Below are 25,745 nucleotides of genomic sequence, written 5' to 3'. Positions count from 1 at the left end.
TTAATAACAATCGTGTAACACAATTATTACCCTGTACGAATTTATATACTGTTTCCTCCTCTTCTTCTGATTATTGATGCTTGCCGAATGCAATTAAATTTTTTCTATTTTTCAATGAATAATGATGTGTTCTGTGTTGTTACAGCGAGTCGAATGAAGCAAAAACCATCGACGATTCTGAAATGTAATTAATTTGTTACACCTATTCCGGTCGACAGATCAGAGGCAATTATTAGCACGGCTATTCCAATTTGGGACGCGATCATCCAGTTTTATAACAAACACTTAACAATGAACGTGATGATCGAACTGAAGGAGTAGAGCATGAGCGCCAACATCAACCCACTGGGCACAGATGGCTTTGAATTTGTCGAATATACGGCAGCAAGTACCAAAGGTATTGAAGACTTAAAACAGCTGTTTTCCTCGCTAGGGTTTGCCGAGATTGCCAAACATCGCTCTAAAGAAGCGTGGTTGTATCGTCAGGGTGACATCAACTTTATCGTCAATGCCCAGCCGCGCAGCCAGGCTGAAGCTTTTGCCAAAGTCCATGGCCCATCCGTATGCGGCATGGCTTTTCGTGTCAAAGATGCCGCGTCTGCGCTTAAACATGCGTTAAACAACGGCGCAGAAGAGTACAAAACCGAAATCGGCCCAATGGAACTCAGTATTCCGGCGATTTACGGCATTGGCGAAAGCTTGTTGTACTTTGTCGACCGCTACGGCGATCGCAGCATTTACGATGTCGATTTCCATTTCTATGACGATGCCGCCGCGCGCATGCAACAGGCGCAAGCCGGCCTGATGGAAATTGACCACCTGACGCACAACGTCAAACAGGGCCACATGGATACCTGGTCTGGCTTTTATGAGCGCATCGGTAACTTCCGTGAGATTCGTTACTTCGATATCGAAGGCAAACTCACCGGGCTGGTAAGCCGTGCAATGACTGCGCCGTGTGGCAAAATCCGTATTCCGATCAATGAATCCTCGGACGACAAATCACAGATTGAAGAGTTCATTCGTGAATACAACGGCGAAGGCATACAGCACATTGCGCTGAGCACCGACGACATCTACCAAACCGTGCGCACGCTACGCGAACGTGGCATGGACTTTATGCCAACACCGGATACTTACTATGAGAAAGTCGATGCGCGCGTTGAAGGGCATAGCGAGAATGTCGATGAGCTCAAAGCGTTGCGTATTCTGATTGACGGCGCGCCGATGAAAGACGGCATTCTGCTGCAAATCTTTACCCAAACCGTGATTGGCCCGGTGTTCTTTGAAATCATTCAACGTAAAGGCAATGAAGGCTTTGGCGAAGGCAACTTCAAAGCGCTGTTTGAATCGATTGAAGAAGATCAGATTCGTCGAGGAGTACTGAGCGATGCATAAGTGGATGACCTTCCCGCACCGGGAAGGGGTATGCTCTAAACAGGCGCATGCCGATTTCCCGAGTGACGCAATTTATGAACGTGAGGCTGGCCGCAGCGGTTTCTTCGGCCCGGCGGCACACTTCCATCATCAACATGCCCCAACGGGTTGGAGCGAGTGGGAGGGCGAACTGCGTCCACGCGCGTTTAACTTCAACCATGTTGCCGAAGCCTCTCAGCTTTCGCCTTGGTTTGTGCCGCACTTGCTGCACAACCAGGATGTAAAGGTTCGAGTATGGAAACTGGCGCAGCCGATGGAGTGTTTGGTGCGCAACGCCGATGGTGACGACTTGCTTTTTGTTCATCAGGGCAAAGCGGATTTGTACTGCGATTACGGCCACATGAGCATCAGTGAAGGGGATTACGTGTTGATCCCGCGCTCGACCAACTGGCGTTTAGAACCGCAAGAACCGCTATTTCTGCTGATGATTGAAAACACCGATGCGGCGTATACGCTGCCGGAAAAAGGCATTGTCGGCAATCACGCGGTGTTTGATCCTGCCGTGTTGGAAGTGCCAAGCATCAATGACGAGTTCAAAGCGCAGTATTCCGAGCAGCAAACACAGGTTCAGGTCAAACGCCATGAACAGGTGAGTGTGATTACCTATCCGTTTAACCCCTTGGATGCGATTGGCTGGCACGGTGATTTGGCGGTGGTCAAACTCAACTGGCGCGACATTCGCCCGTTGATGTCGCATCGCTACCATTTGCCGCCTTCTGCGCACACGACGTTTGTCGGTGCCGGTTTTGTGGTGTGTACGTTTGTGCCGCGCCCGATTGAAAGCGACCCGGGCGCGCTCAAAGTGCCGTTCTACCACAACAACGATGATTACGATGAAGTGCTGTTCTACCACGCTGGTGATTTCTTCAGCCGTGACAATATCGAAGCGGGTATGGTGACTTTCCACCCAGCCGGCTTTACCCACGGTCCGCATCCGAAAGCGTTTAAAGCCGGAATGGAATATAAGAAAAAATTCACCGATGAAGTGGCCGTGATGATCGATACTCGTCATGCGCTACAGTTTGGTGAAGCGGCGCAGAAGGTGGAAAACCGCGAGTACGTCTACAGTTGGAAAGAAGTCAAAGAATAAGGACAGACAATGAAGTTAGCGACGCTGAAAAATCATACCCGTGACGGGCTACTTGTGGTCGTCAGCCGCGATTTAACCAAATGCATCGCAGTACCGGATGTTGCTGAAAACCTGCAACAGGCGCTGGATAACTGGAGCATAACGGAGCCGATGCTGGATGAAGTGTACCAGGCGCTGAATGATGGTGAACTGTATAACGAAATGGATTTTGACCCGACGCTGTGCGAATCACCCTTACCACGCGCGTATCAATGGGCCGACGGTTCTGCATACGTGAATCACGTGGAGTTGGTGCGTAAAGCGCGCGGCGCAGAAATGCCGCCAAGCTTCTGGACTGATCCGCTGATGTATCAGGGTGGCTCGGATACCTTCCTCGGCCCTAAAGACGATATCTTGATGGAAAGTGAAGCGTGGGGCATCGATTTTGAAGGTGAGGTGGCGGTGATCACCGACGATGTGCCGATGGGCGCAGATGCGGCACAAGCGGCGCACGCCATTCGTCTGATTATGTTGGTCAATGACGTGTCATTGCGCGGCCTGATTCCCGGTGAACTGGCCAAAGGGTTCGGTTTTTTCCAATCCAAACCGTCTTCGGCGTTTTCGCCAGTGGCTGTTACACCCGATGAGCTGGGCGAACACTGGGATGGTGGCAAGGTGACGCTGCCGCTGCTGTCGACCTATAACGGCGAGCCGTTTGGCTGCCCGAATGCGGGGGTGGACATGACGTTTGAATTTCCACAGTTAGTCGCGCACGCGGCGAAAACCCGCCCGTTAGGCGCTGGCGCGATCATTGGTTCGGGCACGGTGTCGAATAAGCAAGGCACCGATTTTGGCACCTCGATTACTGAAGGGGGCGTTGGTTATTCCTGCATTGCGGAAGTGCGCATGATCGAGACCATACGCGATGGTCAGCCGGCAACGCAGTTTATGAAGTTTGGCGACACCATCAAACTCGACATGCTTGATAGCGACGGTCAAAGTATCTTTGGCAGCATTGAGCAGCGCGTGGTGCAATATTTGCCGCCCAAGCAGGTGATTTATGGCTGAACGTAAACTCTACGGCTACTGGCGATCATCAGCGGCGTATCGGGTTCGTATTGCACTCAATCTCAAAGGACTCGAATACACACACTGTCCGGTGCATCTGGTCAAAGAGGGCGGCGAGCAGCACAGCGCCGCCTACCATCAGTTAAACCCCAGTGAGTTAGTGCCGACCTTGGTTGATGATGGTGTGACATTGTCACAATCTCTGGCCATCATCGAATACTTGGATGATGTGTATCCACAAATGCCGTTGATCCCGAGAAGTGGCCACAAGAAATATCAGGTGTTGTCGCTGGCGCATGATATTGCGATGGACATCCATCCCATCAACAACCTGCGTGTCTTGCAGTATCTGAGCAACGAACTTGCTGTGAATGATGAGCAAAAAGCCGAATGGTATCGTCACTGGGTTCAGGTCGGGTTTGCTGCCTTTGAAGAGAAACTCAACACGCGCGCCGGGGCGTTTTGTGTCGGCGATGAACTGTCGTTGGCGGATGTGTGTTTGGTGCCGCAGGTATACAACGCCGAACGTTTCAGCGTGGATATGACGCCGTATCCACAAATTCAACGCATCACCCAATCCTTACGTGCGATACCCGGATTCATCAAAGCGGAACCGGAGAATCAGCCTGACGCGCAATGATGTCTTAACTCTAAGCTTGGCTCAGAAATAACCATTCATGAATAAGGGTTTAGTTGCATTAGGATGATACGAATCCCATAATGAACGCACTATGTGTCAGGTGGCCATGCGTCATCTGACCATCATTATGGGGATTTAGATGTGCTTACTGCCATTAAAACGCTGCACAGCAAACTGTTTGAACTGGAAAAATGGCGCATAGGGATAGTGCATCAGAGCCTCAGTGAGATACTGAACTCGGGCGTTCAGCCAACCAATATCGAGTGGTTTAACTGCCATCGTTACGACTTTGTTGCTGATCCATTCTTATTTACTCTCGACGATCAACTCTACCTCGCGTGTGAAGTCTTTGATTACCTGCGCGGTAAAGGCAAACTCAAATGTTTCGATTTAGCGGGGAGAGAATACCCGTTTTTTGAGGCCATCAATGCATTGGGCGGTCACAAATCGTATCCGTTAATCGTAGAAGATGGCGGTGAATACTACGCCATTCCCGAAACCAGTGATCGCCACGAAGTCGCGCTTTATCGGTTTGACCGGGAAAGCGAACAATTCCTTTGGCATCAGGCGTTATTAAGTGATGGTGACTATGTCGACACATCATTAGTCGAATATGAAGGGCATTGGTATCTGTTCACTTCCGGCGCCCGCGATCCGTTCACACAGAGATTGTTTGTCGCCGATGAGTTTGCCGGCCCCTATCACGAACATCCACAATCACCGATATGCCGCAACATTTGCGGTGGACGTAATGGCGGTGCGATTGTGTCACTTGACAATCAGTACTATCGACTTGGTCAGAACTGCGATGGTGCGTATGGCAAGAGCTTGCTGGTGATGCAGATTAACACGCTTACGCCCACTCAATACGCAGAATCTGTCTTCAATGAAATTCATGCCGTTGAACCTTACGTCGATGGCATACACACCTTATCGTATTGCAAAGGTGTAACCGTTATCGACGCAAAAGTTCACACCTATTACTTGCCCAATCTGCTAAAGAAAATGGTATTTAAATTAATGGAACGTTTTGATATTGAACGCCACTATGATTAAGTGCTATTAAGCTAACGCTGAGCAAAACAAGGGAGCGGCAAGCGGAGTATGTCTTTAGAACAATTGATTGCGGATTACGGCTATTTGGCCATTGCTGTCGGTACCTTTTTTGAAGGGGAAACCATTCTGGTTTTGGGCGGCTTTGCGGCTCATCGCAGTTATCTCGAATTGCCGTGGGTTATTGCATGCGCGTTTGCTGGCACCTTATTTGGCGACCAACTCTATTACTATATTGGTCGTATCAAGGGCAAACAGGCGATAGCCAAGCGGCCGCATTGGGAGGAAAAATCCCGGCGCGTGTTCGAATTGCTGGATAAGCACCAGATCTTATTGATCCTCGGGTTTCGCTTTCTCTACGGTCTGCGCACCGTCACGCCATTTTTAATTGGGGCGAGTAAAGTACCGCCGCTGCGTTTTCTGATTTTTAATGTCATTGGCGCCGCGTTTTGGGCGATAACCGTTGGGGTGCTCGGTTATGTGTTTGGCAATACGCTGGAAATCATCATCGGCGATATCAAACATTATGAGATACAGGCGTTTGCCTTGATCGCATTCGGTGGGGTGGTGGCTTGGTTGTTGCGCCATCGCAGAAAACGATCGCGTGATTCAGAGTAAACATCAACGCCCTTGGTGATAAACCAAGGGCGTTTTCGTTAGCGCGCCAAAACCGGGTAAGTAAAGAAAACAAGGTGAGTGAGATTAAACAGAAAGTGGAAAGCCACCGCTACCCATAACCGGCCACTGAAATGAAACGCCAAACCATAACCCAGGCCTGCCAGCGCAGCAAATACCATCAACAAAATGCCGCCGGATAAATGAGCTAAGCCAAATAGAACGCTAGCGGCGGCGATACCAAAGATTGCGCCGCCGACACGCGTCAGCGTTTGTTGAATTAAGCCTCGAAACAGGGCTTCTTCCACCATGCAAGTGAGCAGCAGGTTGTTGAGCGCAAACAGCCACAACCAGTCCGGTAGCGAAAACTCGGGTTTCAGAGCGCCTAAAAACCAAGCGACCAACAACAACCCGAGCAGCGGTGGCAGAACAAACAGCGTATTACGCCAATGAGGCGGCGCCTGCGTACCCAGCAAAGACGGAAAAGCCAGCCACAGGGCAAAAAACACCAAGGGTTTGTCGATATTGAGATAGAGCGAAAATGGCGTGCTCATCGGCCCGGTCAGTACAGCATCGAGTACTTTGGTATTACCAAAGCCGGGCAGGGCGTGAACCATCAACGCCACGCACCATAGCAGCAACAGTGTCCACGCCAGGTTTTTCACATAACCTGATAACTTAGGGATAGCGTAACCCAATCCGAGTCCGGCAACACTGATGGCTAACGCGAGCGTCGTCAGTTTATCGACCATCCAGGCTCCGCCAAGCGCCACAGCCAATAAGGTTAACGTTGCATTGCGTTGTTTGAAAAGCGCAGGAAGAACAGCGAGCATCAAAGGGATCCAAATCCACAGCGAGCTATTAGTAATCATATTGATTTTCCATGTATTTATAGAGGCGCATCGCGAGAAAGGCGGCGATTCTATGCAACTCATTCCGACAAACAGATTCTACCAGTCCTTGTTTGAACTCTTTTATTTGAAACAATGTTTCAAATATCACTTTCTCGAGCTCAATATGAGAGTAATATAGGCAGCAGAAAAGACAAATAAAGGATCACACTTGTGTTTATTGGTAAGACTTCACAACTTGAATTTGCGCAATGTTTATCTCCTAAACTGCTTCCTCTGATTCGCCAAGCGTTGGCTCAGCTCAACGAAGCGGAAAAGCACGGAGCGCCAATGGCGACAGGCCGACACGATCTCGACGGTGACAATGCGTTCTTCTTCATCATGAACGATCACACACAATTGCTGGCTGAGCGTAAATCCGAGTGTCACCGCCGCTATTTGGATGTGCAAATCCTGCTAGAGGGGCGCGAGACATTCGGCTACAGCCTGACGCCATTCAACGGGCTGGACGAAGACATGTTAGATGAGCGTGATTTGGCGTTCAGTAAACAGCTAAACGACGAGTTGTTCGTCTCGATTCAAGCCGGCGAATTCATCGTGTTTTACCCAGGGCAACCACACCGCCCGCTGATTGCGACCGAAGATGAGCCGATGCCCGTGCGCAAAATGGTGATTAAGGTCGACAAAGCACTGTTTGCGTAATCAGAAACTCAATCTCGACCAATATCAGGTCCTACCCGTTAGGGCCTGATTCATCATTAATATCGGAAATCGCAGTGTGATAAAGCACAAAAACGTAAATGTGCTCGCTGTTTTTCTTCTTGCCATTTAACGTCTATATATACTTAACCATCTAACTCCGTTCTCTATATGAAGGTTAACTGAATGAATCTGATAAAATTATTCGCATTTGTGTCGAGTGCTGCGTTACTGGGATGTGCAGACTCCCATTCCTTAAACGTAACGGATGCCAACTCAAATATTAAGTTGACGCCTGATACCGCTGTTTATATTTCTCTATCAGAGGATGGTGAATATGGGGAGCATTATTATTCAGGTTCAGGTCAAATGGTGAGCCAGATCATTCAGGGAGAGTTAGTCACCAAACTGAACAACGTGATGATTGCGCAGAAACCAGAAAGCTATGCGTCTGCGCTACAATTTGCTAGTGAAAGAAAATTTGACTATCTGGTTTATCCAACGATTCTTCATTGGGAAGACCGCTCAACGGAATGGTCTGCGAAACCAGACAAAGTCAAAGTCAAAATATCCGTTATCGATGTAAAACAAAAGAGCACAATCAAAGCGGGAATCATTGACGGTAAAAGTGGTTTAGCGACGTTTGGTGGTGATAAACCGCAAGATCTATTACCTGAACCAACCAAAGAGTTCTTTTCTGATCTATTGTGAATCATGAAAACAACGCCCGCATATCGCGGGCGTTTTTGTGTGGATTAGATAAAGCGGCTTGGCCAGTCGGAGAAAATGGCATCCACTTGGTTGAGCAAGGGAAACTTGTCGCCATCATTGACTGTGTAACACCAGATTTGATAGCCGTCTTGACGCAAGGTTTGCACGTGTTTTTCCGTCAACCAGCGGTAATTTAGGTTAGCGCTGAACGCGTTCACTTCTTTCAGCACCGCTTTGTCTTTGGCAGACAATCGCTCGCTGAGCACGCCGAGTTTATAACCCGGGCAGTGCTGGTGGAGCTCGCGAATGATGTCATGACTGAAACTCGACAGCAGAATCTTCTCTTGCGCCAACGGGCTTTGATCCAGTTGCGCTTTAAGTTGCGACGCCACTTGCGCCACATCGTGCTTGTCGACTTTTACTTCAATGTTCAAACCCAGATCGCTTGCTGCCGCCAGTTCGAGCAGTTCTTGCAGCGTCATGATGGGTTCGCCGCTGAACTTGGCGTTAAACCAGCCGCCGAAGTCAAATTCGCGCAGTTCTTCCAACGTGTAGGCATCGACGCGCCCTTTGCCATTACTGCAACGGTTGATGGTGTGATCGTGACAAACGATCAGCACATTATCTTTGGTTGGCTGAACATCGATTTCGACCCACTTGAGACCCATATCGATCGCAGCCTGTACGCTGACTCGGGTATTTTCCGGGAAAGTTCCGGCCACGCCTCGGTGACCCACAATAATCGGAGACATAACGCTTCCTTAAGCTTTGAGAATGGCGAACTACGCCACTACCATGTCGACTTGATGATTCTGACACAATTGTGTCATCTCGGGAGTGGCGAAATCGACAAAGAGTCGTTGCATTTCAGACAGTTTACCGCTGACCACCGGAGCATAGCGCCCCAATTTGGTTTTGTCTGCAACTAACCAGCATTGTTCGCTCTGTTCGATAATGGCACGAGTCAGATTGGCTTCTTCCGGAGTGAAATCCAACAGTTGCCCTTTATCGTTCAAACCACCCACACCGAAAATACCGATCTTGATGTTGAACTGGCGATAGAAGTTGGTGGTGGATTCGCCCACTGTATCTTCATCCGACGGGCGAACCGCGCCACCCGCAAGATGAATGGCAATGTTGGGGTTGCGGCTTAAGGTCAATGCGGCGTTGATGTTGTTGGTCACCACGGTCAGCCCCGGGTGATCCAGCAGCGCTTGCGCCACGTGTTTTGGCGTGGTGCCGATGCCAAGGAAAACGCTGCTGCCTTCCGGTAACTGTTCCACCACACGTTGTGCGATTTTCTGCTTCGCGGAGAGATTGATCAGTTCCCGGTTGGTGAAGGAGAGGTTGTCGTTGGCACTGGGTAGCGAAATACCACCGTGCACACGGCGCACCATACCTTTGTCGCTCAAGTCGTTCATGTCTTTGCGAATGGTTTGCACCGAAACATCAAAGCGTTCAGACAACAGCGCGCTGGACAGCACGCCGTGCGCCTGTTGCAAATACTCCAGAATCTGTTTTTGTCGGGTAGATAAACTCACACGTATCCTTACGCAATCGCGCGTTGAGCCAGAGAAACAGGGCAGAGGCGCTTGCCATGTTCGTCAAACAGATGCAGGTTTTCTGGTGTCACTGACAGTGTGAGCGGATCGTGGACCTGCAGCGCCATTTCCGGTGTCACCGCGATGAAATCACTGTCGCTGTCCAGACCAATGATGCGGCCATGCACCAGTTGGTTTGGGCCCAGCGGTTCGACGACGTTGATATCGAGTTCAAAGCACAGTGTTTCTTCGCTGCAATTGAGCTGTGCGTGCTCAGGACGAATGCCCAACGTGACCGATTCGGCGCTCAAACCATCATACTCGTGCAGGTAAAACTGTTGTCCGGCGACGTGCAGGCGACCGTTTTTCAGTGACGCAGGCAGAAAGTTCATCGCCGGGCTGCCGATAAAGCTGGCAACAAACGTACTGGCCGGCTGGTGATACACTTCTGCGGGCGTGCCAACCTGTTCAATTTCACCCAGTTTAAGCACCACGATGCGATCGGCCAGCGTCATCGCTTCAACCTGATCGTGGGTCACATACACGCTGGTCACGCCCAGTTCACGTTGCAGCTTTTTAATCTCCAGACGCATGTGCGCACGTAGCGCCGCATCGAGGTTAGAGAGCGGTTCATCGAACAGAAACAGCTGCGGATCGCGCACAATCGCACGGCCCATTGCCACACGCTGGCGCTGACCGCCCGAAAGTTTCGACGGTTTGCGATCTAGGTATTCATCAATTTTGAGGGTTTTGGCGACTTTGCGAATTTTCTCATCGATGGTTTTCTTATCCACGCCGCGGTTTTTCAGCCCGTACGCCAGGTTATCGTACACGCTCATGTGCGGGTAGAGTGCGTAGTTCTGAAACACCATGGCGATGTCGCGCTTGGCGGGTTTCTCATTATCGACACGACGGCCGCCCAAATGAATTTCGCCGCTGCTGATCGACTCCAACCCCGCGATGGAGCGCAGAATAGACGACTTGCCACAGCCTGACGGACCAACCAGCACAATGAATTCACCTTGTTGAATCGACAAGTCGACCCCTTTGACTGCGCGGTGGCCGTTTTCGTAAGTTTTTACCAGTTGTTTGATATCGAGCATCACGTTGTCCTGCTCCTTGCGCGCTGCGCTGTGTACTAAATGCATAACGGAATTATTTTTCACTTTCGACAAGTCCTTTCACAAACCAACGCTGGAACACCACCACCACCAATACGGGCGGCAGCATCGCAAGAATGACCATGGCGAAGGCGTAGTCATAGCGGGGAAGGTTGGTCTCATTAATGTTGTTCAGAATCTGTTTAATGCCCATCACGATGGTGTTGTAGTGTTCATCGGTGGTCATCATGATGGGCCATAAATATTGGTTCCAGCCGACGACAAACATGATGATAAAAATCGCCGCCATCATGGTTTTAGAGAGCGGAAACAGAATATCGATGAAGAATCGAATCGGCCCGGCGTTATCGAGTTGCGCCGCTTCTAGCAATTCGTCAGGAATGGTTTTAAAAAACTGACGAAAGAAGAAGGTCGCGGTTGCTGACGCAATCAGCGGCAGAATTAATCCGGTGTAACTGTTGAGCATGCCAAGGCCGGACACCACTTCATAAGAGGGGATGATGCGTACTTCGAGCGGCAGCAGCAGCGTGACGAAAATCAGCCAGAACCACGCGCTGGCATACGGCAAACGGAAGTAAACCAGCGCGAACGCCGCCATCATGGAGATGATGATTTTGCCAATCGCAAAGCCAAGCCCCATCACCATCGAGTTAAAAATCATGGTGCTGGCGGTGACGTTACCGGCAAAGCCGAGGCTTTTATTCCACGCTTCGTCGTACACGGCAGACAGGTTGTCACCGATGCTCCATTGCAGACCTTCACTGATGATGGTGTTCGGATTGTGGGTCGAACTGGCGAAAATCAGCCAAATCGGCGCCAGCATAAACAGTGCGCCGGCAATCAGGATCACATGATCCGACAGTTTATTGCTTTTCATAGTCATTCCTTAAACATCGTGCCAATCAGTAGTGCACGCGCTTTTCAACGAAGCGGAACTGAATAAATGTCAGGCCGAGCACCAGCAGCAGAAGCACGACTGATTGCGCCGAACTGCCGCCCAAATCAGCACCGACAAAACCGTCGCGATATACTTTGTAAACCAGCGAGGTGGTGGTGCCGCCCGGGCCGCCGTTGGTCATGGTGTCAATCACGCCAAACGTATCGAAGAAGGCGTACGTCAGGTTGATCACCAACAGGAAAAAGCCCGTTGGTGCCAGCAGCGGAAACGTAATCGTCCAGAAGCGTTTGCTGTCGCTGACACAATCGAGTGTGGCCGCTTCTTTGACCGCGTAAGAAATCGACTGCAATCCGGCGAGAAAATAGACGAAGTTGACCGCGACCTGTTTCCATACTGAAACCAAAATCAATGCAAAAGTGGCATCGAACGGGTCGGTCTGAACGCTGAACTTCCAGCCTACTTTGGCGAAGAAATCGGTCAGCACACCGATGTGTGGGTTGAACAGAACCCCGCCAATGATGCCCGCTATGGCCGGGGAAACGGCGTAAACCCAGGTTAGCGTCACTTTGTACGGGCCTTGGCCATGAATCACATTGTCGGCTTTGACGGCGAGCAACAGCGCAATGGCCAGCGACAGAAACGATACCAGTACCGAAAACAGCACGGTGAAACCGAGTGATTCCAGGTAGTCGCTCGACTGAAACAGCATCTGGTAGTTTTCAAACCAGACGAACGTGGAGGACATGCCCCACGGATCTTCCAGCATGAATGAGAGATAAATTGCCTTAGCGGCTGGATAAACGAAGAAGATCGCGATGATCACGATTTGAGGCGCCAGCAAAAAATAAGGCAGTGGTGAGTGAAAAAATTGTTGTCGACGTTCCACGACTCTTTCCAGTAATTCTTAACCCCGGCAACATTCTGTGAAGCGATAATCTTCACTTAATCTTGGGGTTGGGTTAGCTACTTTTCGCGCAAGCGAAAACAGCATCAAAAAGAAAGCCTGCTTACTCAGGTAAGCAGGCGAGCGCGTTATTGCACGGTGCGTGCAAAGCGATTCAGCAGTTTTTCACTTTCGTCTTCGACTTTATTCAGACTCTCTTCAACCGAAGAGCGGCCAGCGAAAATGTTGTCGAACTCACGGTGCATCACTTCACGAATCTGCGGGTAGTAACCCAGGCGGTAGCCTTTGGTCCATTCACCCGATGCCAGGCTCAGCTGTTTCACGCCCACTTCCGCGTCCGGTTGCTTGGTGTAGTAACCTGACGCTTTGGTCATGTCATAGGCTGCGTTAGTGACGGGAACGTAACCTGTGGTTTCGTGCCAGTACATTTGTACTTCCGGGCGGGTCAGGTAAGCAAAGAAGGCCGCGACCGCTTTGTCTTCCGCTTTAGGATGACCATTAAGTGCAAACAGCGCCGCACCGCCGATGAACGTGTGTGTGCCTTTGGCGTTCAGAGATTGCCAGTAAGGCAGGTAAGTCGTGCCCAAGTTAAACTTCACGCGGTTACGCAGGCCGCCGAAGGAACCCGAAGAGCCCATCCACATCGCCACTTCCTGACGTTCAAATGGCGTCTGGTTTGCATCCCAGTTACTGCCGTAGTACTTGAAGTAACCTTTGTCCGACCACTCTTTGAGTTTCTTGAAATGCATCACCATGTCTTTGGTGTTGAACATCAGCTTAGAAGAGAGTGATTCATAGCCGTTCTTGTGGTCAGAGAGGGGCAAATCATGGCGAGATTTGAAGTTCTCAAACATGATCCAAGGTGTGTGTGATTGAGAAAATGCCACGTAACCTTTGGATTTCAGCTTTGCCGCCAGTGCTTCAAGCTGCTCATACGTTTTTGGCGCATCGCCATCCACTTTGTTCAGAATGTCTTTGTTGTAGTACAACACGGGCGTTGAAGAGTTGAATGGCATGCCCACCATTTTGCCGTTGTTGTCGGCATAAAAGTTACGCACACCTGCCAGATAATCTTTGGAGTTAAACGAATAGCCCGCATCGATCATGATGTCTTGTACGGGTTTTGCCACACCCGGCGCGTTCATGATGGTTGCTGCACCGGCATCAAACACCTGAAGAATGTTTGGCGACTGACCCGCACGAAATGCCGCGATACCGGCCGTCAATGTTTCGGTGTACTCACCTTTATAAACGGGAGTGATTTTGTAGTCGTTCTGTGACGCGTTGAAATCTGACGCAATCTTGTTCACGGTTTCGCCTAGCTGACCACCCATGGCGTGCCACCAGGTAATTTCTGTTGCCGCTAAACTTGATCCTGAAAAGGTTGCTGACAGCAGACCCGCTAACCATAGCTTGTTCATTGTGTTTTCCCTTGTTGAGTTTCGAACGAGACTGTTCTTGTTTCGTTTGACGCCATGGTGGCGAAAAAATGTTTCACATCCGTGGACGTTAAATTTCATTCTTATGAAAGATTTATGGATCGATTGAGCAAAATCACATTCTGTGGTTCATCGGACGATTGCACAGTTATGGCGCAAGTAATCATTCAAATGACCTAACAAAGCGCAATATCTCAGTCCAAAACGCCAGATTATGAGAAAAATACAAAATAAAATTGGAACAAAGATTGCTAACATTAGTAACATCAGTTGAAGTTATTGTCGTTTTTATCAGGGAAAGAAAATGAAAATAGGTGTGATAGGTGCAGGCGCTGTTGGGGTAGGGATCTGTAACTACCTGTTGACCTTAGGCAGCGTCAGTGAACTGATTTTATTGGACCGGGATGTTGCTCGCGCAGAAGGTGAAGTGTTCGATTTTCGCCATACGGCGGCGCTGACGTTTTCTAAAAATACCCGCATCGTACCCACGGACGATTATCTGGAGCTGATCGGCGCAGATATTGTGGTAATCACCGCTGGCGCGCAAATTCAGCAAGGCCAGTCAAGGATGGATTTGGCTGAAATCAATAGCAAAATTGGCGTTGATATCGCCAAGAAAATCGAACGCGTGGCACCTAAAGCAGTACTGATTGTGGTGACCAACCCCTGTGACATTGTCACGCACAGCATTGTCGCCAACACCGGTTACAGTCCGGGCCAGGTGATCTCGGCAGGTTGCGTGGTGGATACCGCGCGTTTGATGACCATCGTTGCCCAACGCGTCAATCTCGATCCAAAAAATGTGTTTGGCTATGTGCTGGGCGAACACGGTAGCCACTGTTTTACGCCCAAAAGTTTAATCAGTATCGCTGGACAAGCCGCAGACTATTACTGCGATGCGAACCATCTTGACCGGATTGACGCCGATGAGCTGCTTGAGTCCGTCAAACAGGCAGGCTATGAAATTTTCAAACGTAAAAACAACACCACGCACGGTATCGCGGCCAGTGTATTTCGTATTATTCAGGCGGTGACCATCAACGAACATTCGGTGCTGCCAGTCGGTACTCTGCTACGCGGAGAGTATGGTCTGAAAGATGTGGTGCTGAGTTTGCCAGCCGTGGTGGGACGCAACGGGGTGGAGAAAATCCTGATTCATCCGTTTACCGATGATGAAATGCAGACCCTGAAATCAATCGCAGATAACTTGCGGGAAAACATGATAAACGTCGCCAAATCGACAGGATTTAGCTACTAATTTGATCGGGCGAGTGTTTTTACTCGCCCGTTTTCGTTTTTTACGTGCCAGAGCCGCCGGTAGTGCTATGCTTACTTTAATCCAAGGAGTGGACAGACCAGCGAAGGAAACGCGTGAAATTACATACTCTTAAAGGTTATATCCAAAACATCTATCTCGCCGAATACCCGGATAAACTGCTGTTGCTTGATGGTGCCAGCCGTGCCGATGTGCCCGTGATTCAGGCATTCATTGAAAAGACACTTGAGCGCCCATTCCGCGACTTAAAAGCGGTGGTCGTTACCCACATGCATCCGGATCATGCCGGTGGTGCGCATAAACTGCGCGAACTGACCGGGTGCAAAATCGTTTCTGCTAACAAAACGAACCATTGGTATCAGGGCTGGGATGGCGTGTTAATGTACCTGACCGATTTAGCGTTAGCGCACTGGATGGCAAACCGCTTGCGCTGTCCGAAGCGCCGTTTGTGGTTCGCCCGTAAGCTGCGAGCAGACATTCGTTTGTGTGACGGCGACGTGATTCCGGGGTTTGAAGATTGGCAGGTGCTGGAAACACCGGGACATACCGATCGCGATTTATCGGTTTACCATCCCCAGCAGGGTATCTTGTATGTGGCAGATTTGATTGTGGAAGTGAAGAAACGGCTGATTTCTCCCTTTCCCATCTTCTATCCGAATCAGTATCGCCTCTCCGTCAAGCGCGTACTGGACCTTGCACCTAACACATTATTGCTCGCTCATGGTAAAGACATTCCCTTTGATGAAGCGGCGTATCAACATCTGATTGACACCACACCCGTTCGCCCGACAACACACTGGCGGGTGACCAAACTGAAAGCCAAAAGTGTGATGAAATCAATATGGCTATTTGGCTTTCTGGAGCGGAAAAATCAGCTTTGAGGTATCAAAGCCCGCCGCCTGCGCTTTTTTGATGGCGGCTTGCAACTCACTATCGGTAATGGTCGGTGTGCGTGACAGCAGCCATAGATAGTCGGTGTTGTAGCCGCTGACTAGCGCCAGTGAGTAATCATCTTTCAAATCAAACACCACGTAGCTGCCATAAAACGGGCCAAAGAACGACACTTTTAAGTGAGCGATATACGGTGATTCGACAAATTTGGCTTTGCCTTCCGCTTCCTGCCATTGCTGTGCCTCTTCATTCCAGCCCCGATTGATGACCTTGACGCTGCCGTCGTCATTGAGTGAATAGGTGGCGCTGATTTGGTTCAAACCGCGTTCGAAACTGTGGTCAAGCCGAGCGATTTCGTACCAGGTCCCTAAATAACGATTGAGCTCAAAACTGCCTACGGGCGTCACTTTCTCCGGTGTTCCGGTACAGCCGCCCAGCAACATTGCCAACAAGACAAACACATTAAACTTCAACAATTTCATAACACTATCCTTTTTATCAAGACGAAAGGGCATACGTAACACCGAGCTTATGCGATCATTCTTCACCCCACGATTGTCGCCAGCAAGAAAAGCGGCTAGAATGGCAAACTTAGTTGATAATGAGAGCTTTTATCAATAACATATTCGCATTCTCACGCGGTAAATGATTACGATGATGAACCTTTTAAAACCTAGCCTTGTACTGCTTTCAGCAGCGACCATGCTTCCAGCTTATGCCAATACACTGGACGATGCGAAAGCCATTCAGACCCAAACTAATGCAGCCTCTGCTTCTAGTCAGCGCACGATCGATAAAAGCTCGGCCGCCGCGATGGAGCTGCAATCTGAGATTGAACAACTGAGCGAAGAGGTCAAAAACCTTGCCGTGTACCGAGATCACCTGGCGTCACTGGTGGTCAGTCAGGAAAGCGAGATCTCCAGTCTTCAACAGCAAATCGTCGAAATCAACCAGACTCGTCAAGGCATTGTGCCGCTGATGTACCAGATGATTGACGGACTGCAAACCAATCTGAGTCAGGATAAACCGATTCGTCTGACCGCTCGTGAAGATCGTATTGAGAAACTTAAAGCGCTGATGCCACGCGCTGATGTCAGCGATGCCGAGAAATACCGTCGTATCCTTGAAGCGTATCAAATTGAAATGGACTACGGTTCGAAACTGGGCATCTATCAGGACAAAATCCAACTGGCGGATAATGACGCTGTAGAGGCGGATATCCTGTATTTAGGCCGAGTAGCATTGATTGCTCGTAACCTGAATGCGACCAAGTACTGGTCTTGGGATCAAAAGCAGCAGCAATGGCTGTCTGTAGAGAGTGGCAACAAGGCCGATCTGGATACTGCCTTTAATCTGGCAAACCAACAGATTGCGCCAACACTCCTGACTCTTCCTGTATCCCTGACTAAAGCGGAGGCAAAATGATGACATTGAATAAACTTGTCTCTGTGATGGGGCTGAGCCTGATTCTGACTGCGCCAACCTTTGCAGCAACGGATCTCGTTCAACAAGCAAAAACTGAAAACCGCACAGAGCAGACGCACAACGTGAAGCGCGAAGTGGATTTCAAAAAAACAGAACAAGAACTGAAAGCAGAAAAAGCCGCGCTGGTTGCCAAACGTAACGCTTTGCAAGCCGAAGCGGACAAGCTCTCTGCTCAGTTCAGCAAAAACGAAAACAATCTGGCGCGTCTGGAAGAAAAACTGCGTTTAGAAACCGGCAGTTTGGGCGAAATTTTTGGCGTAGTGCGTCAAAACGCGAAAGAGATTCGTGCGGAGCTGGAAAACTCCGTCACAGGTGTTGACCGTCAGCAATACGCATCGGTCATCGATGACATCGTCGCGGCAAAATCTTTACCTTCGATGAAACAGTTGATTGGTCTGTGGCATGCGATGGATGAGCAAATCCACGCCAGTGGCGAAATCAGCACGCACGATATTGCGTTTATTGACGGTGAAGGTCGCACACAAACAACTTCCGCGACCCGCATTGGTGCGCTGGGCCTGGTGACTGAGCAAGGTTACGTCAACTGGAACAACGCGCGTAAAGACGCCATCGCGTATCAAAAGCAACCAGACAATGGCCCGACATCGTCTTCTCTAGCGTCTATCGAACAGGGTGACACGGCTGCTGTGGTACTGGATCCATCACGTGGCACGCTGCTAGAGCAATTGGCTCAAGCTCCGACACTGCAACAGCGTCTGGAAGCGGGTGGCGTGATTGGTAAGATCATTCTGGTGCTGCTGGCCGTTGGCCTGATTATCGGCGTTTATCGCGGCATCGTGCTGGCGATTGCACGTCAGAAAATTCAAGCGCAGCTGAAAACACCAAATCAACCGGGTAACAACCCGCTGGGTCGTATTCTCTCTGTGTACAACAAAGAGCAGAATCGTAGCGTTGAAGCACTGGAACTGCGTCTGCTTGAAGCGGTCGTGGATGAACAAACGGGTCTGGAAAAAGGCTTGTCGATGCTGAAGCTGCTGGCTGCACTGGCACCGATGCTGGGTCTGCTCGGTACGGTGACCGGGATGATTGAAACCTTCCAGGTGATCACTCAGTTTGGTAACGGCGATCCAAAAGTGATGGCGGGCGGTATCTCGATGGCACTGGTGACTACTGTGCTTGGCCTTGTGGCGGCCATGCCACTGCTGCTGGCGCACAACATCCTCAGCACGCAAGCCGAGAACATTCGCAATATTCTCGAGAAGCAGGGTATTGGTCTGGTTGCGGAAGAAGCTGAACGCGAATGTGGTATCACACCCGCTTCTCGTGTTGTTGGTAACGCAGCGTAAGGAATTAAGATGAACCAAGCAGACTGGTTGTTTTCACTGAAAAATCTGTTTTTGCCACTGTCTGAGTTTATGGCTCAGGGTGGAACAGTGCTTTGGTGGCTGGCTGCGGTCGTCGCTCTATGTTGGCTGTTGGTGGTTGAGCGCGTGATTTATCTCGCGTTCACTTTTCCGAAACAACGTAAGCAGTGGGTTGAACAGTGGCATGCCCGTAACGATCACCAATCGTGGCACGCGCACGCCATTCGCGAGGGCTGGATTGGTCAGGCGCATATCGCGCTGACCCAAAACCTCAATGTCATCAAAGTACTGGTCGCCATTTGTCCGATGCTCGGACTGCTTGGCACGGTCACCGGGATGATCTCGGTGTTTGACGTAATGGCAACCCAAGGCAGCAGCAATCCTAAATTAATGGCGTCAGGCATCTCTCTTGCGACTCTGCCTACCATGGCAGGCATGGTCGCGGCTCTGGCCGGTATGTTCGTGCACGCGCGTCTGGCTAAAACCTGTCGCCTGTTTGAACTGAAATTAGAAAAATCGTTAAGGAGTCAACGATGAGACTCGGTCGACGTCAGTCGAAACAAGAAGAGGCGCAAATCGACCTCACCTCAATGCTGGATATCGTATTCATCATGTTGATCTTCTTCATCGTGACCAGCTCGTTTGTGCGTGAGTCCGGTGTGGAAGTAAATCGTCCATCAGCCGCCAACGTGGTGGCGCAGAAAGATGCGGGCATTTTTGTGGCCATCACCTCAGCCAACGACATCTATATCGATAAACGTCAGGTTGACGTAGAACGCGTTCAAGCGACGCTGGAGCACTTGTTACTGGAACAACCTGACGCATCACTGGTGATTCAGGCTGACGAGCATGCTTATAACGGCACCGTCGTAAAAGTGATGGATGCTGCGAAAGGGGCAGGTGTGAAGAACATCGCGCTGGCTGCGGAGAAACGCTGATGGGGCGTCTATTGTTAGCCATGCCATTTGCCGCAAGCATCTCGATTGGGTTGTTTGCCTTTATGGCATGGATGGTCAACAACGACGGTATGCGCGCGCCCAAACAAGGGCAGTCGTTGAGCTTCAACATGGTGATGGTGGAGCAGGAACAAGATGTTCAACGGCGCCAGCGTAGTGTTCCGGAGCAACCGAAAGCACCGGAACAGCCACCGGAAACACCAGTGTCGCAGCAACAAACTGCTGCCAGCAATACCGTGTCGCCAACCAGCGTACCGTCTTTGGGGTTGGATACCGCAATCAACGGCATTGAAATCAGTGCGCCGACATTTGGTGACTTTGGCGTAAACCAGCAGGCGCTGCCGCTCTATCGTATTGAACCCAGCTATCCGCCTCGTGCCCTGAAACGTGGTGTGGAAGGTTACGTGGTCCTAAAATTTACCATTGATGAAACTGGTCGCCCGACCGATATTGAAGTTGTCGATGCGAACCCGCGCCGCATGTTTGAACGTGAAGCGATGCATGCGCTGAGAAACTGGAAATACCAACCGAAATTGTTGGATGGCAATGCGGTTTCTCAGCCGGGTCAAACCGTAAAATTGGAGTTTAAACTAGCCAAATGATGAAACGATTAATCGTCTGTCTACTGCTGATGAGCTCAACATCGTTCGCCATGGCCGCGGAGCTTAGCCAGTACGCGGCTAATAAAGCCATGAAAGCGAACCAATTGGCACAAGACGGCAAGCTAAACGACGCCATCAGTACGCTGAAAAACTCCGATGTATCTCGCGCTTACGACAAAGCGTACTTTGCGCGCATGCTCGGCGTGTTTTATTGGCAAAACGAACAGCTCAAACCCGCCATTCAATCTTTGAGTGACGCTGTCACTAGTGGTGAACTGGCGGACGATCAGGGTTGGACGACGCGTCGTATGCTGGCAGACCTGCTTTTAATGGACCACCAGTACAAGCAAGCCCTGCCACACTACTATGAGCTGGTGAAATCAGCGCCGAAAGATCAGAAAGTGTATGAGCTGTGGCTGCGTATCGGACAGATTCATTATCAGGCGCAGCAGTGGCAAAAATCTCTTGATGCGATCGCTCGCTATGAAAGCTTTAAACGACCGGATGAAGTGTCACCGTTGTCAGTGAAGCTCGGGGCTCAGTTACAACTGGAACAGTGGAAAGCGGCTATCCCGACACTTAAGCGCTTGATAGCTCTGGAGCCAGAGAAGGGCAACTGGTGGTTACAGTTGGTAAGTCTGGAACTGCGCACCGGACAGAAAAAAGATGCGCTTAGCAGCCTTGGGCTAGCCAAACTTCAGGGGATTGAGCTAAGCCAGCACGATTTGCGTCTCCTGGCACAGCTTTATGCGCAAAACGGCGTTCCAGAGCGGGCAGCGCGAGTGATTGAACTGCTGGATGAGGCTGACTCAGACATTCAACTCATCACCGAGCGTGCGTTTTACTGGCAGCGTGCCAAAGAGTGGGATCGCGCGATTGAAACCTGGACGCTGGCCGCCAAATTCGATCGTAAATACCACTGGAACGTCGCGCAGCTTCTCAACCAACAAGGTCAGTACCGCTCGGCACTGGCCGAACTGGATAAAGTACAGGAGAAGGATCGTCAACCTCAGGTTGCACTTGCACGCACTCTTGCGCTTTACAAGCTCAATCAACTGGAAGAGGCGCTGATTCAGGCGAAGAAATCAAATAATCTTGAGCCATCGGATGAAGCCAAAGGCTGGATCAAATACCTCACACAACTGCGTGAGATCCAGACGCGTCAAACATCCTGAACACCGCGCGATATTGCATTAAAAAGACCTCTTAGTGAGGTCTTTTTTTATGGCGGTACGAGTACGGAAATATTCGATAAGGTGGCATTGTAATAAAGGTAAATAATATTGATTTGCAAATAGCATTAGTTTGCAAATGATAATGGTTCTTTGTATTCTTTAGGTCTTAGCCGCATTACAGGATAAACCGCACCCATGCATCAGGTCAGCATGCAGAGTCAGGCAGCTTTTGAATCTCTTTTTCATTATGCTCAGCAAATTACGCCATACCTTGATGGTCGTGTCGGCACAGCGCAGGGCAACGAAGACGTTATCGCGCTGACTCGAAATAATGGGGAAGTATTCGCGTCGCTTTATGAAGAACTTAAAGCCGCGACGCCGGAAGCCGGGCAGGCGTATTGGTTAACACGCACGTGGGGTCTACTATGCTGGCAGCCGGTTTATCTGTCGTTTTTGTCGGTATACACACAAAAAGCGCTTCCGGATTTTACCCGCCTTGCTCAGTATCGCCGCCCGATGTTTGTTGCTGGGTTCAGTTTCGAGCCGCATGAATGGCAAACAGGCAAACGGACTCAGCTCATCTATCAAGCTGCGCAGCAACTCAATACGCTGTTTGAACAGTACCGCGAGGCGATGAACCAATTTGTCCGTATTCGCCCAGGTTTTACCCAACATTTGCTCGCCGACATGCTGCTTAGTTGCCTGGTGCGACTTCAACAATTGCGTCCGCATTATTCCAACGCTCAAATCCTGACTCAGGCCCGCTTGTGGCTGGATGCCTTTGAACTGCCGGAAAAACATCTGGCAAGTCTCAAGCTCGATCCCGAAACTCAACAGCTCAAACTGATACGCAGCAGTTGTTGTCTGGTTTATAAATGTCATGGCCGTTCAGTGTGTGTCGATTGCCCACGAGCCGCAGCAAATAAACAAGAACTGGCCATTGAGTTAACCCTTGTTCATTAAGTTACATATAAGATACCTATCTGATTAATAACCAAAACCCATTTGGCGTATGGCGTTCTTAGGCCTATTCTGATCTCATTCAAACGATAAGAGGAGAACGCAGATGGCAGAGAAAACAGCACTGGTCGTCGAAGGTGGAGCGATGCGCGGCATTTTTGCCAGCGGAGTGTTGGATTCCTTCATGGACTTTAACTACCGCCCTTATGATTTCGTCATGGGTGTGTCTGCCGGGGCGTCCAATCTTGTCGGTTATTTATCTCATCAACCTCTGCGCAGTTATCAGGTCATTACCAATCTGGCAACCAGTAAAGATTTTTACAATCCAGGACGCTTCTTGCGCGGGGGCAGTCTGGTGGATGTACGCTGGCTGCTTGATGAAGCCAACCGTATCTATCCAGTCGATGAAGAGCGCCTGTTTTCCTCAGTACCGTTTTACGCGGCAGCGACCAACGTGGAAACGGGCAAAGCCGATTACTACCGGGTGACTAAAGATAACTTTGTGACCGCAATAGAAGCGAGTTCTGCATTGCCGTTGGTTTATAAACAGATGCCGTGTTTTTCCGGCGGTTGTTACACCGATGGCGGTATTGCGGATTCGATTCCGGTCAAAGAAGCTTACCGACGCGGAGCGCGTGATATTACGGTGATTTTGTCACATCCACTGAGTTATCAAATGGCAAAGCCCAAAAGTGAATGGATGATGAAACGACTGTTTGCACGTCATCCTCACGTGGCAAACTCCATCATTCACCGCGCTGAAAAATACAATGGCTCACTGGAATTTATTCGTCATCCGCCAAAAGACGCAACCATTCGCGTCATAGCGCCACCGGAAAACTTTGCCGTTAAACGCTTAACGATGAAAAAACCACTGCTGGATTTGGGCTATCAAATGGGCATCAAAGCTGGTCGTGATCATGTGCAAACACTAGGAGAATAGCGATGAATTTTATAGAAAAAATGATCGTTTTTGTGTGTGAAATCGATACTTACCAAGATGTTTTGGCTGGTTTAGCTAACACTTACGATGAAGAAGTTTGATACCGATCGCGGGTTGTGACACTGCCCAATTTCATTCGAGAAGAGAAAACTTGAATGTTCTCGCAATGTCTTACTCACGCTTTTGGTATCTCGGAATAACCTTTTCACAATAGAGCACGTAACCGATCACTAGGACGTGCTCATGCAACTTAAACTGACTCTCATTGCTGCGGCTTTACTCACAACGCAGCATTCGGCCGCGTTGGCCAATCCCCTTGCTTTTGTACCTGTCGCTCAGGCGAACGAATACCACGACGGCATCAACATCTATGAATACTGGCAGAGTGAAAAACTCGATGGTATTCGAGCCATCTGGAATGGCAAACAACTCCTGACTCGTAATGGCAATCCCATCTACGCTCCGCGGTGGTTCACCGATCCGCTGCCGGATTATGCACTGGAAGGAGAACTTTGGGCGGGACGCGGACACTTTGCACTGGTTCAGCAGACGGTTCTCGATCATACGCCGTCGGATGAGGCGTGGCGCAAGATCGATTTCATGCTGTTTGATATGCCCGATGCCGCCGGTGATTACACCAAACGCTATTACAATTTGATCCATGTGGTTGATTCCGCTTCTTCCAAACACATCAAATACATTGAACACACGCCTGTGTTATCAGAGCAGGAATTGCTGCGCTATCTGGATACGCTGGTTAATGAGAATGGTGAAGGTATTATGCTGCGCAAAGTTACCGCGCGATACCAGGCAGGGCGCAGCAATGATCTGCTCAAACTCAAAAAACATCAGGATGCGGAAGCCAGAGTCGTGGGGTACAAAATCGGCAACGGTAAATACAAAGGCCTGATGGGGTCTGTGTTGGTTCGAACCGATGAAGGGACAGAGTTTTATGTCGGCACTGGTTTTTCCGACGAGCAGCGCCTGAACCCACCTGAAATTGGCAGCCTCATCACGTACCGCTATAACGGGCTCACCGCCGAAGGCAAACCACGATTTGCCCGCTTTGTACGAGTGAGAGAAATTTATTGATTGCCGACAGCCACAGAACAGCGTTGAAACAGCGCTTGCCAATATTGCATGTGCTGTTTAATTGCGTGACGAAATGCTTGGTGGCTTTGCACAATCGTAAATGAATATGCTCCCTGATCACGCTTTGAGAAAGGCACCAAGTTGGGTTCTAGTTGCAGGTAAATACTGTCAATTCTGGCAAGGTAAGGTTGCAGAGTTTCGACGTATATCGACTGAAAGACATTACGCAGGTAATTGAGTTTGGTCTGATTTCGGTTAGCCCCACAGATGATGGCCGCATCGTAAGTGGTGAGCTGAGCGGTAGCCGCCGAAAGCCACTGTGCCGAGTTATCGAGCGAAAATTTCAACTGACCCAGTAACGGCTGTTTTTCCAGTACCTCCTGATACGGCGTAATGGCTGGTAACGTGAGCGCCAGTTGCTGCTGACTGATGGCGTTGTCAATCGTGGCAAAGGCTGCGAGTGCTTCTTCGAATTGAGTCACATCCCAGCTACCTTGAAGCCATTCGTGGCCTGTCAATTGCTTGCGCATCGCATCGCTGGTGTAAAGCAGGTTATACCAATATGCGGGCAGTTCCTGCTGCTTAACCGCTTCAATCTCTGTGAGCTGCTGGCGCAGCTTGGGTGAAATATCCTGGTCAGCAATACAGCGGGTCAGCCCCTGCAGCAGCGTTACTTCATAATCAAAACGGCGAAACTCATCTTGCACCTTTCCCAGTACCGAGTTGCGTTCTGCGATGAGAGAAAATAACGCACATTTACGCAGTTCGTAACTATCAAGCAGGCCGATAGTCAACGATTCCAATGTGATGGCCAGTTCCCGCTTTTCAGGCAGGATTTGGTTTTGCGTAGTGGGTAGAGCAACAAGTTCAGCATCTTGAACATTGGCGATACGCTGAATGTAATCGGCAAAATCACGCTCAACAGGCGCCCGCGAGAGATCGCAGCCTGCGATAAACAGTGTCATCAAGCCGATTAGCCAATAGCGCACATCAC

The 25,745-nt window shown here is 50.0% G+C and carries 28 protein-coding genes; 19 read left to right on the top strand and 9 right to left on the bottom strand.

Going from position 1 to position 25,745, the window contains the following annotated elements:
- Positions 1-324 precede the first annotated feature (324 nt).
- The 6 genes from hppD to JIG40_RS06600 all read left to right on the top strand — a co-directional run bounded on the left by hppD (position 325) and on the right by JIG40_RS06600 (position 5,885).
- Positions 325-1,398 carry a 4-hydroxyphenylpyruvate dioxygenase gene (hppD, locus tag JIG40_RS06625; protein WP_061056490.1) on the top strand — a complete coding sequence of 358 codons (1,074 nt, stop codon included), beginning with the start codon at positions 325-327 and terminating at the stop codon, positions 1,396-1,398.
- Positions 1,391-2,527: a homogentisate 1,2-dioxygenase gene (locus JIG40_RS06620; protein ID WP_020431104.1), complete on the top strand. Its 1,137-nt coding sequence runs from the start codon at positions 1,391-1,393 to the stop codon at positions 2,525-2,527. The genes hppD and JIG40_RS06620 overlap by 8 nt, the downstream gene beginning before the upstream one ends.
- Before the next feature lie 9 nt (positions 2,528-2,536).
- A complete protein-coding gene (locus JIG40_RS06615) occupies positions 2,537-3,574 on the top strand; it encodes a fumarylacetoacetate hydrolase family protein (protein WP_199465012.1) in 1,038 nt (345 codons plus the stop codon).
- Positions 3,567-4,214, top strand: a complete 648-nt coding sequence (gene maiA / locus JIG40_RS06610; protein WP_020431101.1) for a maleylacetoacetate isomerase — start codon at positions 3,567-3,569, stop codon at positions 4,212-4,214. The genes JIG40_RS06615 and maiA overlap by 8 nt, the downstream gene beginning before the upstream one ends.
- A gap of 141 nt (positions 4,215-4,355) precedes the next feature.
- Positions 4,356-5,270, top strand: coding sequence for a hypothetical protein (locus tag JIG40_RS06605; protein ID WP_199465011.1), 915 nt, complete (start codon positions 4,356-4,358; stop codon positions 5,268-5,270).
- Between the two features lie 48 nt (positions 5,271-5,318).
- Positions 5,319-5,885, top strand: a complete 567-nt coding sequence (locus JIG40_RS06600) for a DedA family protein (protein WP_199465010.1) — start codon at positions 5,319-5,321, stop codon at positions 5,883-5,885.
- A 38-nt stretch (positions 5,886-5,923) separates the two neighbouring features.
- On the opposite strand, the gene JIG40_RS06595 is transcribed toward JIG40_RS06600, so the two are convergent.
- Positions 5,924-6,754, bottom strand: coding sequence for a CPBP family intramembrane glutamic endopeptidase (locus JIG40_RS06595; protein WP_199465009.1), 831 nt, complete (start codon positions 6,752-6,754; stop codon positions 5,924-5,926).
- Between the two features lie 192 nt (positions 6,755-6,946).
- On the opposite strand from JIG40_RS06595, the gene JIG40_RS06590 reads away from it, so the two are divergent.
- A complete protein-coding gene (locus tag JIG40_RS06590; protein WP_199465008.1) occupies positions 6,947-7,435 on the top strand; it encodes a YhcH/YjgK/YiaL family protein in 489 nt (162 codons plus the stop codon).
- Between the two features lie 183 nt (positions 7,436-7,618).
- On the top strand, positions 7,619-8,143 hold the full coding sequence (locus tag JIG40_RS06585) for a DUF4823 domain-containing protein (RefSeq protein WP_199465007.1): 525 nt from the start codon (positions 7,619-7,621) through the stop codon (positions 8,141-8,143).
- 44 nt (positions 8,144-8,187) lie between these two features.
- On the opposite strand, the gene JIG40_RS06580 is transcribed toward JIG40_RS06585, so the two are convergent.
- The 6 genes from JIG40_RS06580 to JIG40_RS06555 form a co-directional block, all read right to left on the bottom strand.
- Positions 8,188-8,895 carry a glycerophosphoryl diester phosphodiesterase gene (locus JIG40_RS06580; protein WP_055452778.1) on the bottom strand — a complete coding sequence of 236 codons (708 nt, stop codon included), beginning with the start codon at positions 8,893-8,895 and terminating at the stop codon, positions 8,188-8,190.
- Between the two features lie 30 nt (positions 8,896-8,925).
- Positions 8,926-9,684 carry a DeoR/GlpR family DNA-binding transcription regulator gene (locus JIG40_RS06575; protein ID WP_020331010.1) on the bottom strand — a complete coding sequence of 253 codons (759 nt, stop codon included), beginning with the start codon at positions 9,682-9,684 and terminating at the stop codon, positions 8,926-8,928.
- A gap of 8 nt (positions 9,685-9,692) precedes the next feature.
- Positions 9,693-10,832 (bottom strand): sn-glycerol-3-phosphate ABC transporter ATP-binding protein UgpC, encoded by a 1,140-nt coding sequence (gene ugpC, locus JIG40_RS06570; RefSeq protein ID WP_047457363.1) that lies wholly within the window; start codon positions 10,830-10,832, stop codon positions 9,693-9,695.
- Positions 10,833-10,839: 7 nt separating this feature from the next.
- Positions 10,840-11,682, bottom strand: coding sequence for a sn-glycerol-3-phosphate ABC transporter permease UgpE (gene ugpE, locus JIG40_RS06565; protein WP_020331012.1), 843 nt, complete (start codon positions 11,680-11,682; stop codon positions 10,840-10,842).
- A 25-nt stretch (positions 11,683-11,707) separates the two neighbouring features.
- Positions 11,708-12,589, bottom strand: coding sequence for an ABC transporter permease subunit (locus JIG40_RS06560; protein WP_199465006.1), 882 nt, complete (start codon positions 12,587-12,589; stop codon positions 11,708-11,710).
- 146 nt (positions 12,590-12,735) lie between these two features.
- Complete coding sequence (locus JIG40_RS06555) at positions 12,736-14,028, bottom strand: extracellular solute-binding protein (protein WP_172570761.1); 1,293 nt, start codon at positions 14,026-14,028, stop codon at positions 12,736-12,738.
- 322 nt (positions 14,029-14,350) lie between these two features.
- Between JIG40_RS06555 and JIG40_RS06550 the strand changes: the two genes are divergently transcribed.
- Entirely contained in the window at positions 14,351-15,304 is a 954-nt protein-coding gene (locus tag JIG40_RS06550; RefSeq protein ID WP_199465005.1) for an L-lactate dehydrogenase, read from the top strand.
- A 113-nt stretch (positions 15,305-15,417) separates the two neighbouring features.
- On the top strand, positions 15,418-16,203 hold the full coding sequence (locus JIG40_RS06545; protein WP_199465004.1) for an MBL fold metallo-hydrolase: 786 nt from the start codon (positions 15,418-15,420) through the stop codon (positions 16,201-16,203).
- Here the strand turns inward: JIG40_RS06545 and JIG40_RS06540 are convergent.
- Complete coding sequence (locus JIG40_RS06540) at positions 16,168-16,695, bottom strand: lipocalin family protein (protein ID WP_199465003.1); 528 nt, start codon at positions 16,693-16,695, stop codon at positions 16,168-16,170. The two genes, JIG40_RS06545 and JIG40_RS06540, sit on opposite strands and share 36 nt — an antisense overlap.
- A gap of 175 nt (positions 16,696-16,870) precedes the next feature.
- Between JIG40_RS06540 and JIG40_RS06535 the strand changes: the two genes are divergently transcribed.
- The 9 genes from JIG40_RS06535 (at position 16,871) to JIG40_RS06495 (ending at position 24,751) form a co-directional block, all read left to right on the top strand.
- Complete coding sequence (locus JIG40_RS06535) at positions 16,871-17,638, top strand: DUF3450 domain-containing protein (protein WP_172465290.1); 768 nt, start codon at positions 16,871-16,873, stop codon at positions 17,636-17,638.
- Complete coding sequence (locus JIG40_RS06530; RefSeq protein WP_199465045.1) at positions 17,638-19,005, top strand: MotA/TolQ/ExbB proton channel family protein; 1,368 nt, start codon at positions 17,638-17,640, stop codon at positions 19,003-19,005. Before JIG40_RS06535 ends, JIG40_RS06530 begins: the two co-directional genes overlap by 1 nt.
- 9 nt (positions 19,006-19,014) lie before the next feature.
- Complete coding sequence (locus tag JIG40_RS06525) at positions 19,015-19,560, top strand: MotA/TolQ/ExbB proton channel family protein (protein WP_020331020.1); 546 nt, start codon at positions 19,015-19,017, stop codon at positions 19,558-19,560.
- A complete protein-coding gene (locus JIG40_RS06520) occupies positions 19,557-19,961 on the top strand; it encodes a biopolymer transporter ExbD (protein ID WP_020331021.1) in 405 nt (134 codons plus the stop codon). Before JIG40_RS06525 ends, JIG40_RS06520 begins: the two co-directional genes overlap by 4 nt.
- Positions 19,961-20,581 carry an energy transducer TonB gene (locus JIG40_RS06515; RefSeq protein ID WP_020431075.1) on the top strand — a complete coding sequence of 207 codons (621 nt, stop codon included), beginning with the start codon at positions 19,961-19,963 and terminating at the stop codon, positions 20,579-20,581. Before JIG40_RS06520 ends, JIG40_RS06515 begins: the two co-directional genes overlap by 1 nt.
- Positions 20,581-21,756, top strand: a complete 1,176-nt coding sequence (locus JIG40_RS06510; protein ID WP_199465002.1) for a tetratricopeptide repeat protein — start codon at positions 20,581-20,583, stop codon at positions 21,754-21,756. The genes JIG40_RS06515 and JIG40_RS06510 overlap by 1 nt, the downstream gene beginning before the upstream one ends.
- A 195-nt stretch (positions 21,757-21,951) precedes the next feature.
- A complete protein-coding gene (locus JIG40_RS06505; RefSeq protein ID WP_199465001.1) occupies positions 21,952-22,719 on the top strand; it encodes a siderophore ferric iron reductase in 768 nt (255 codons plus the stop codon).
- A 103-nt stretch (positions 22,720-22,822) separates the two neighbouring features.
- Positions 22,823-23,659: a patatin family protein gene (locus JIG40_RS06500; RefSeq protein ID WP_020331026.1), complete on the top strand. Its 837-nt coding sequence runs from the start codon at positions 22,823-22,825 to the stop codon at positions 23,657-23,659.
- Positions 23,660-23,902: 243 nt separating this feature from the next.
- Positions 23,903-24,751, top strand: a complete 849-nt coding sequence (locus JIG40_RS06495) for a DNA ligase (protein ID WP_020331027.1) — start codon at positions 23,903-23,905, stop codon at positions 24,749-24,751.
- Here JIG40_RS06495 and JIG40_RS06490 read toward each other — a convergent pair.
- A complete protein-coding gene (locus JIG40_RS06490; protein ID WP_199465044.1) occupies positions 24,745-25,716 on the bottom strand; it encodes a DUF3080 domain-containing protein in 972 nt (323 codons plus the stop codon). The two genes, JIG40_RS06495 and JIG40_RS06490, sit on opposite strands and share 7 nt — an antisense overlap.
- Positions 25,717-25,745 lie beyond the last annotated feature (29 nt).

Source organism: Vibrio sp. bablab_jr001 (assembly GCF_016464285.1).
Classification (GTDB): domain Bacteria; phylum Pseudomonadota; class Gammaproteobacteria; order Enterobacterales; family Vibrionaceae; genus Vibrio; species Vibrio fluvialis.
The sequence above is the reverse complement of the archived record's forward strand: the minus strand, read 5'-3'. Positions and strand labels throughout refer to the sequence as shown.

What these genes read in the sequence shown, in the direction of transcription:
- hppD (WP_061056490.1), top strand. Translation starts at nt 325, where the DNA reads ATGAGCGCCAACATCAACCCACTGGGCACAGATGGCTTTGAATTTGTC.
- JIG40_RS06620 (WP_020431104.1), top strand. Translation starts at nt 1,391, where the DNA reads ATGCATAAGTGGATGACCTTCCCGCACCGGGAAGGGGTATGCTCTAAA.
- JIG40_RS06615 (WP_199465012.1), top strand. Translation starts at nt 2,537, where the DNA reads ATGAAGTTAGCGACGCTGAAAAATCATACCCGTGACGGGCTACTTGTG.
- maiA (WP_020431101.1), top strand. Translation starts at nt 3,567, where the DNA reads ATGGCTGAACGTAAACTCTACGGCTACTGGCGATCATCAGCGGCGTAT.
- JIG40_RS06600 (WP_199465010.1), top strand. Translation starts at nt 5,319, where the DNA reads ATGTCTTTAGAACAATTGATTGCGGATTACGGCTATTTGGCCATTGCT.
- JIG40_RS06595 (WP_199465009.1), bottom strand. Translation starts at nt 6,754, where the DNA reads ATGATTACTAATAGCTCGCTGTGGATTTGGATCCCTTTGATGCTCGCT.
- JIG40_RS06585 (WP_199465007.1), top strand. Translation starts at nt 7,619, where the DNA reads ATGAATCTGATAAAATTATTCGCATTTGTGTCGAGTGCTGCGTTACTG.
- JIG40_RS06580 (WP_055452778.1), bottom strand. Translation starts at nt 8,895, where the DNA reads ATGTCTCCGATTATTGTGGGTCACCGAGGCGTGGCCGGAACTTTCCCG.
- ugpC (WP_047457363.1), bottom strand. Translation starts at nt 10,832, where the DNA reads ATGCATTTAGTACACAGCGCAGCGCGCAAGGAGCAGGACAACGTGATG.
- ugpE (WP_020331012.1), bottom strand. Translation starts at nt 11,682, where the DNA reads ATGAAAAGCAATAAACTGTCGGATCATGTGATCCTGATTGCCGGCGCA.
- JIG40_RS06555 (WP_172570761.1), bottom strand. Translation starts at nt 14,028, where the DNA reads ATGAACAAGCTATGGTTAGCGGGTCTGCTGTCAGCAACCTTTTCAGGA.
- JIG40_RS06550 (WP_199465005.1), top strand. Translation starts at nt 14,351, where the DNA reads ATGAAAATAGGTGTGATAGGTGCAGGCGCTGTTGGGGTAGGGATCTGT.
- JIG40_RS06540 (WP_199465003.1), bottom strand. Translation starts at nt 16,695, where the DNA reads ATGAAATTGTTGAAGTTTAATGTGTTTGTCTTGTTGGCAATGTTGCTG.
- JIG40_RS06535 (WP_172465290.1), top strand. Translation starts at nt 16,871, where the DNA reads ATGAACCTTTTAAAACCTAGCCTTGTACTGCTTTCAGCAGCGACCATG.
- JIG40_RS06530 (WP_199465045.1), top strand. Translation starts at nt 17,638, where the DNA reads ATGACATTGAATAAACTTGTCTCTGTGATGGGGCTGAGCCTGATTCTG.
- JIG40_RS06525 (WP_020331020.1), top strand. Translation starts at nt 19,015, where the DNA reads ATGAACCAAGCAGACTGGTTGTTTTCACTGAAAAATCTGTTTTTGCCA.
- JIG40_RS06520 (WP_020331021.1), top strand. Translation starts at nt 19,557, where the DNA reads ATGAGACTCGGTCGACGTCAGTCGAAACAAGAAGAGGCGCAAATCGAC.
- JIG40_RS06515 (WP_020431075.1), top strand. Translation starts at nt 19,961, where the DNA reads ATGGGGCGTCTATTGTTAGCCATGCCATTTGCCGCAAGCATCTCGATT.
- JIG40_RS06510 (WP_199465002.1), top strand. Translation starts at nt 20,581, where the DNA reads ATGAAACGATTAATCGTCTGTCTACTGCTGATGAGCTCAACATCGTTC.
- JIG40_RS06505 (WP_199465001.1), top strand. Translation starts at nt 21,952, where the DNA reads ATGCATCAGGTCAGCATGCAGAGTCAGGCAGCTTTTGAATCTCTTTTT.
- JIG40_RS06500 (WP_020331026.1), top strand. Translation starts at nt 22,823, where the DNA reads ATGGCAGAGAAAACAGCACTGGTCGTCGAAGGTGGAGCGATGCGCGGC.
- JIG40_RS06495 (WP_020331027.1), top strand. Translation starts at nt 23,903, where the DNA reads ATGCAACTTAAACTGACTCTCATTGCTGCGGCTTTACTCACAACGCAG.
- JIG40_RS06490 (WP_199465044.1), bottom strand. Translation starts at nt 25,716, where the DNA reads ATGACACTGTTTATCGCAGGCTGCGATCTCTCGCGGGCGCCTGTTGAG.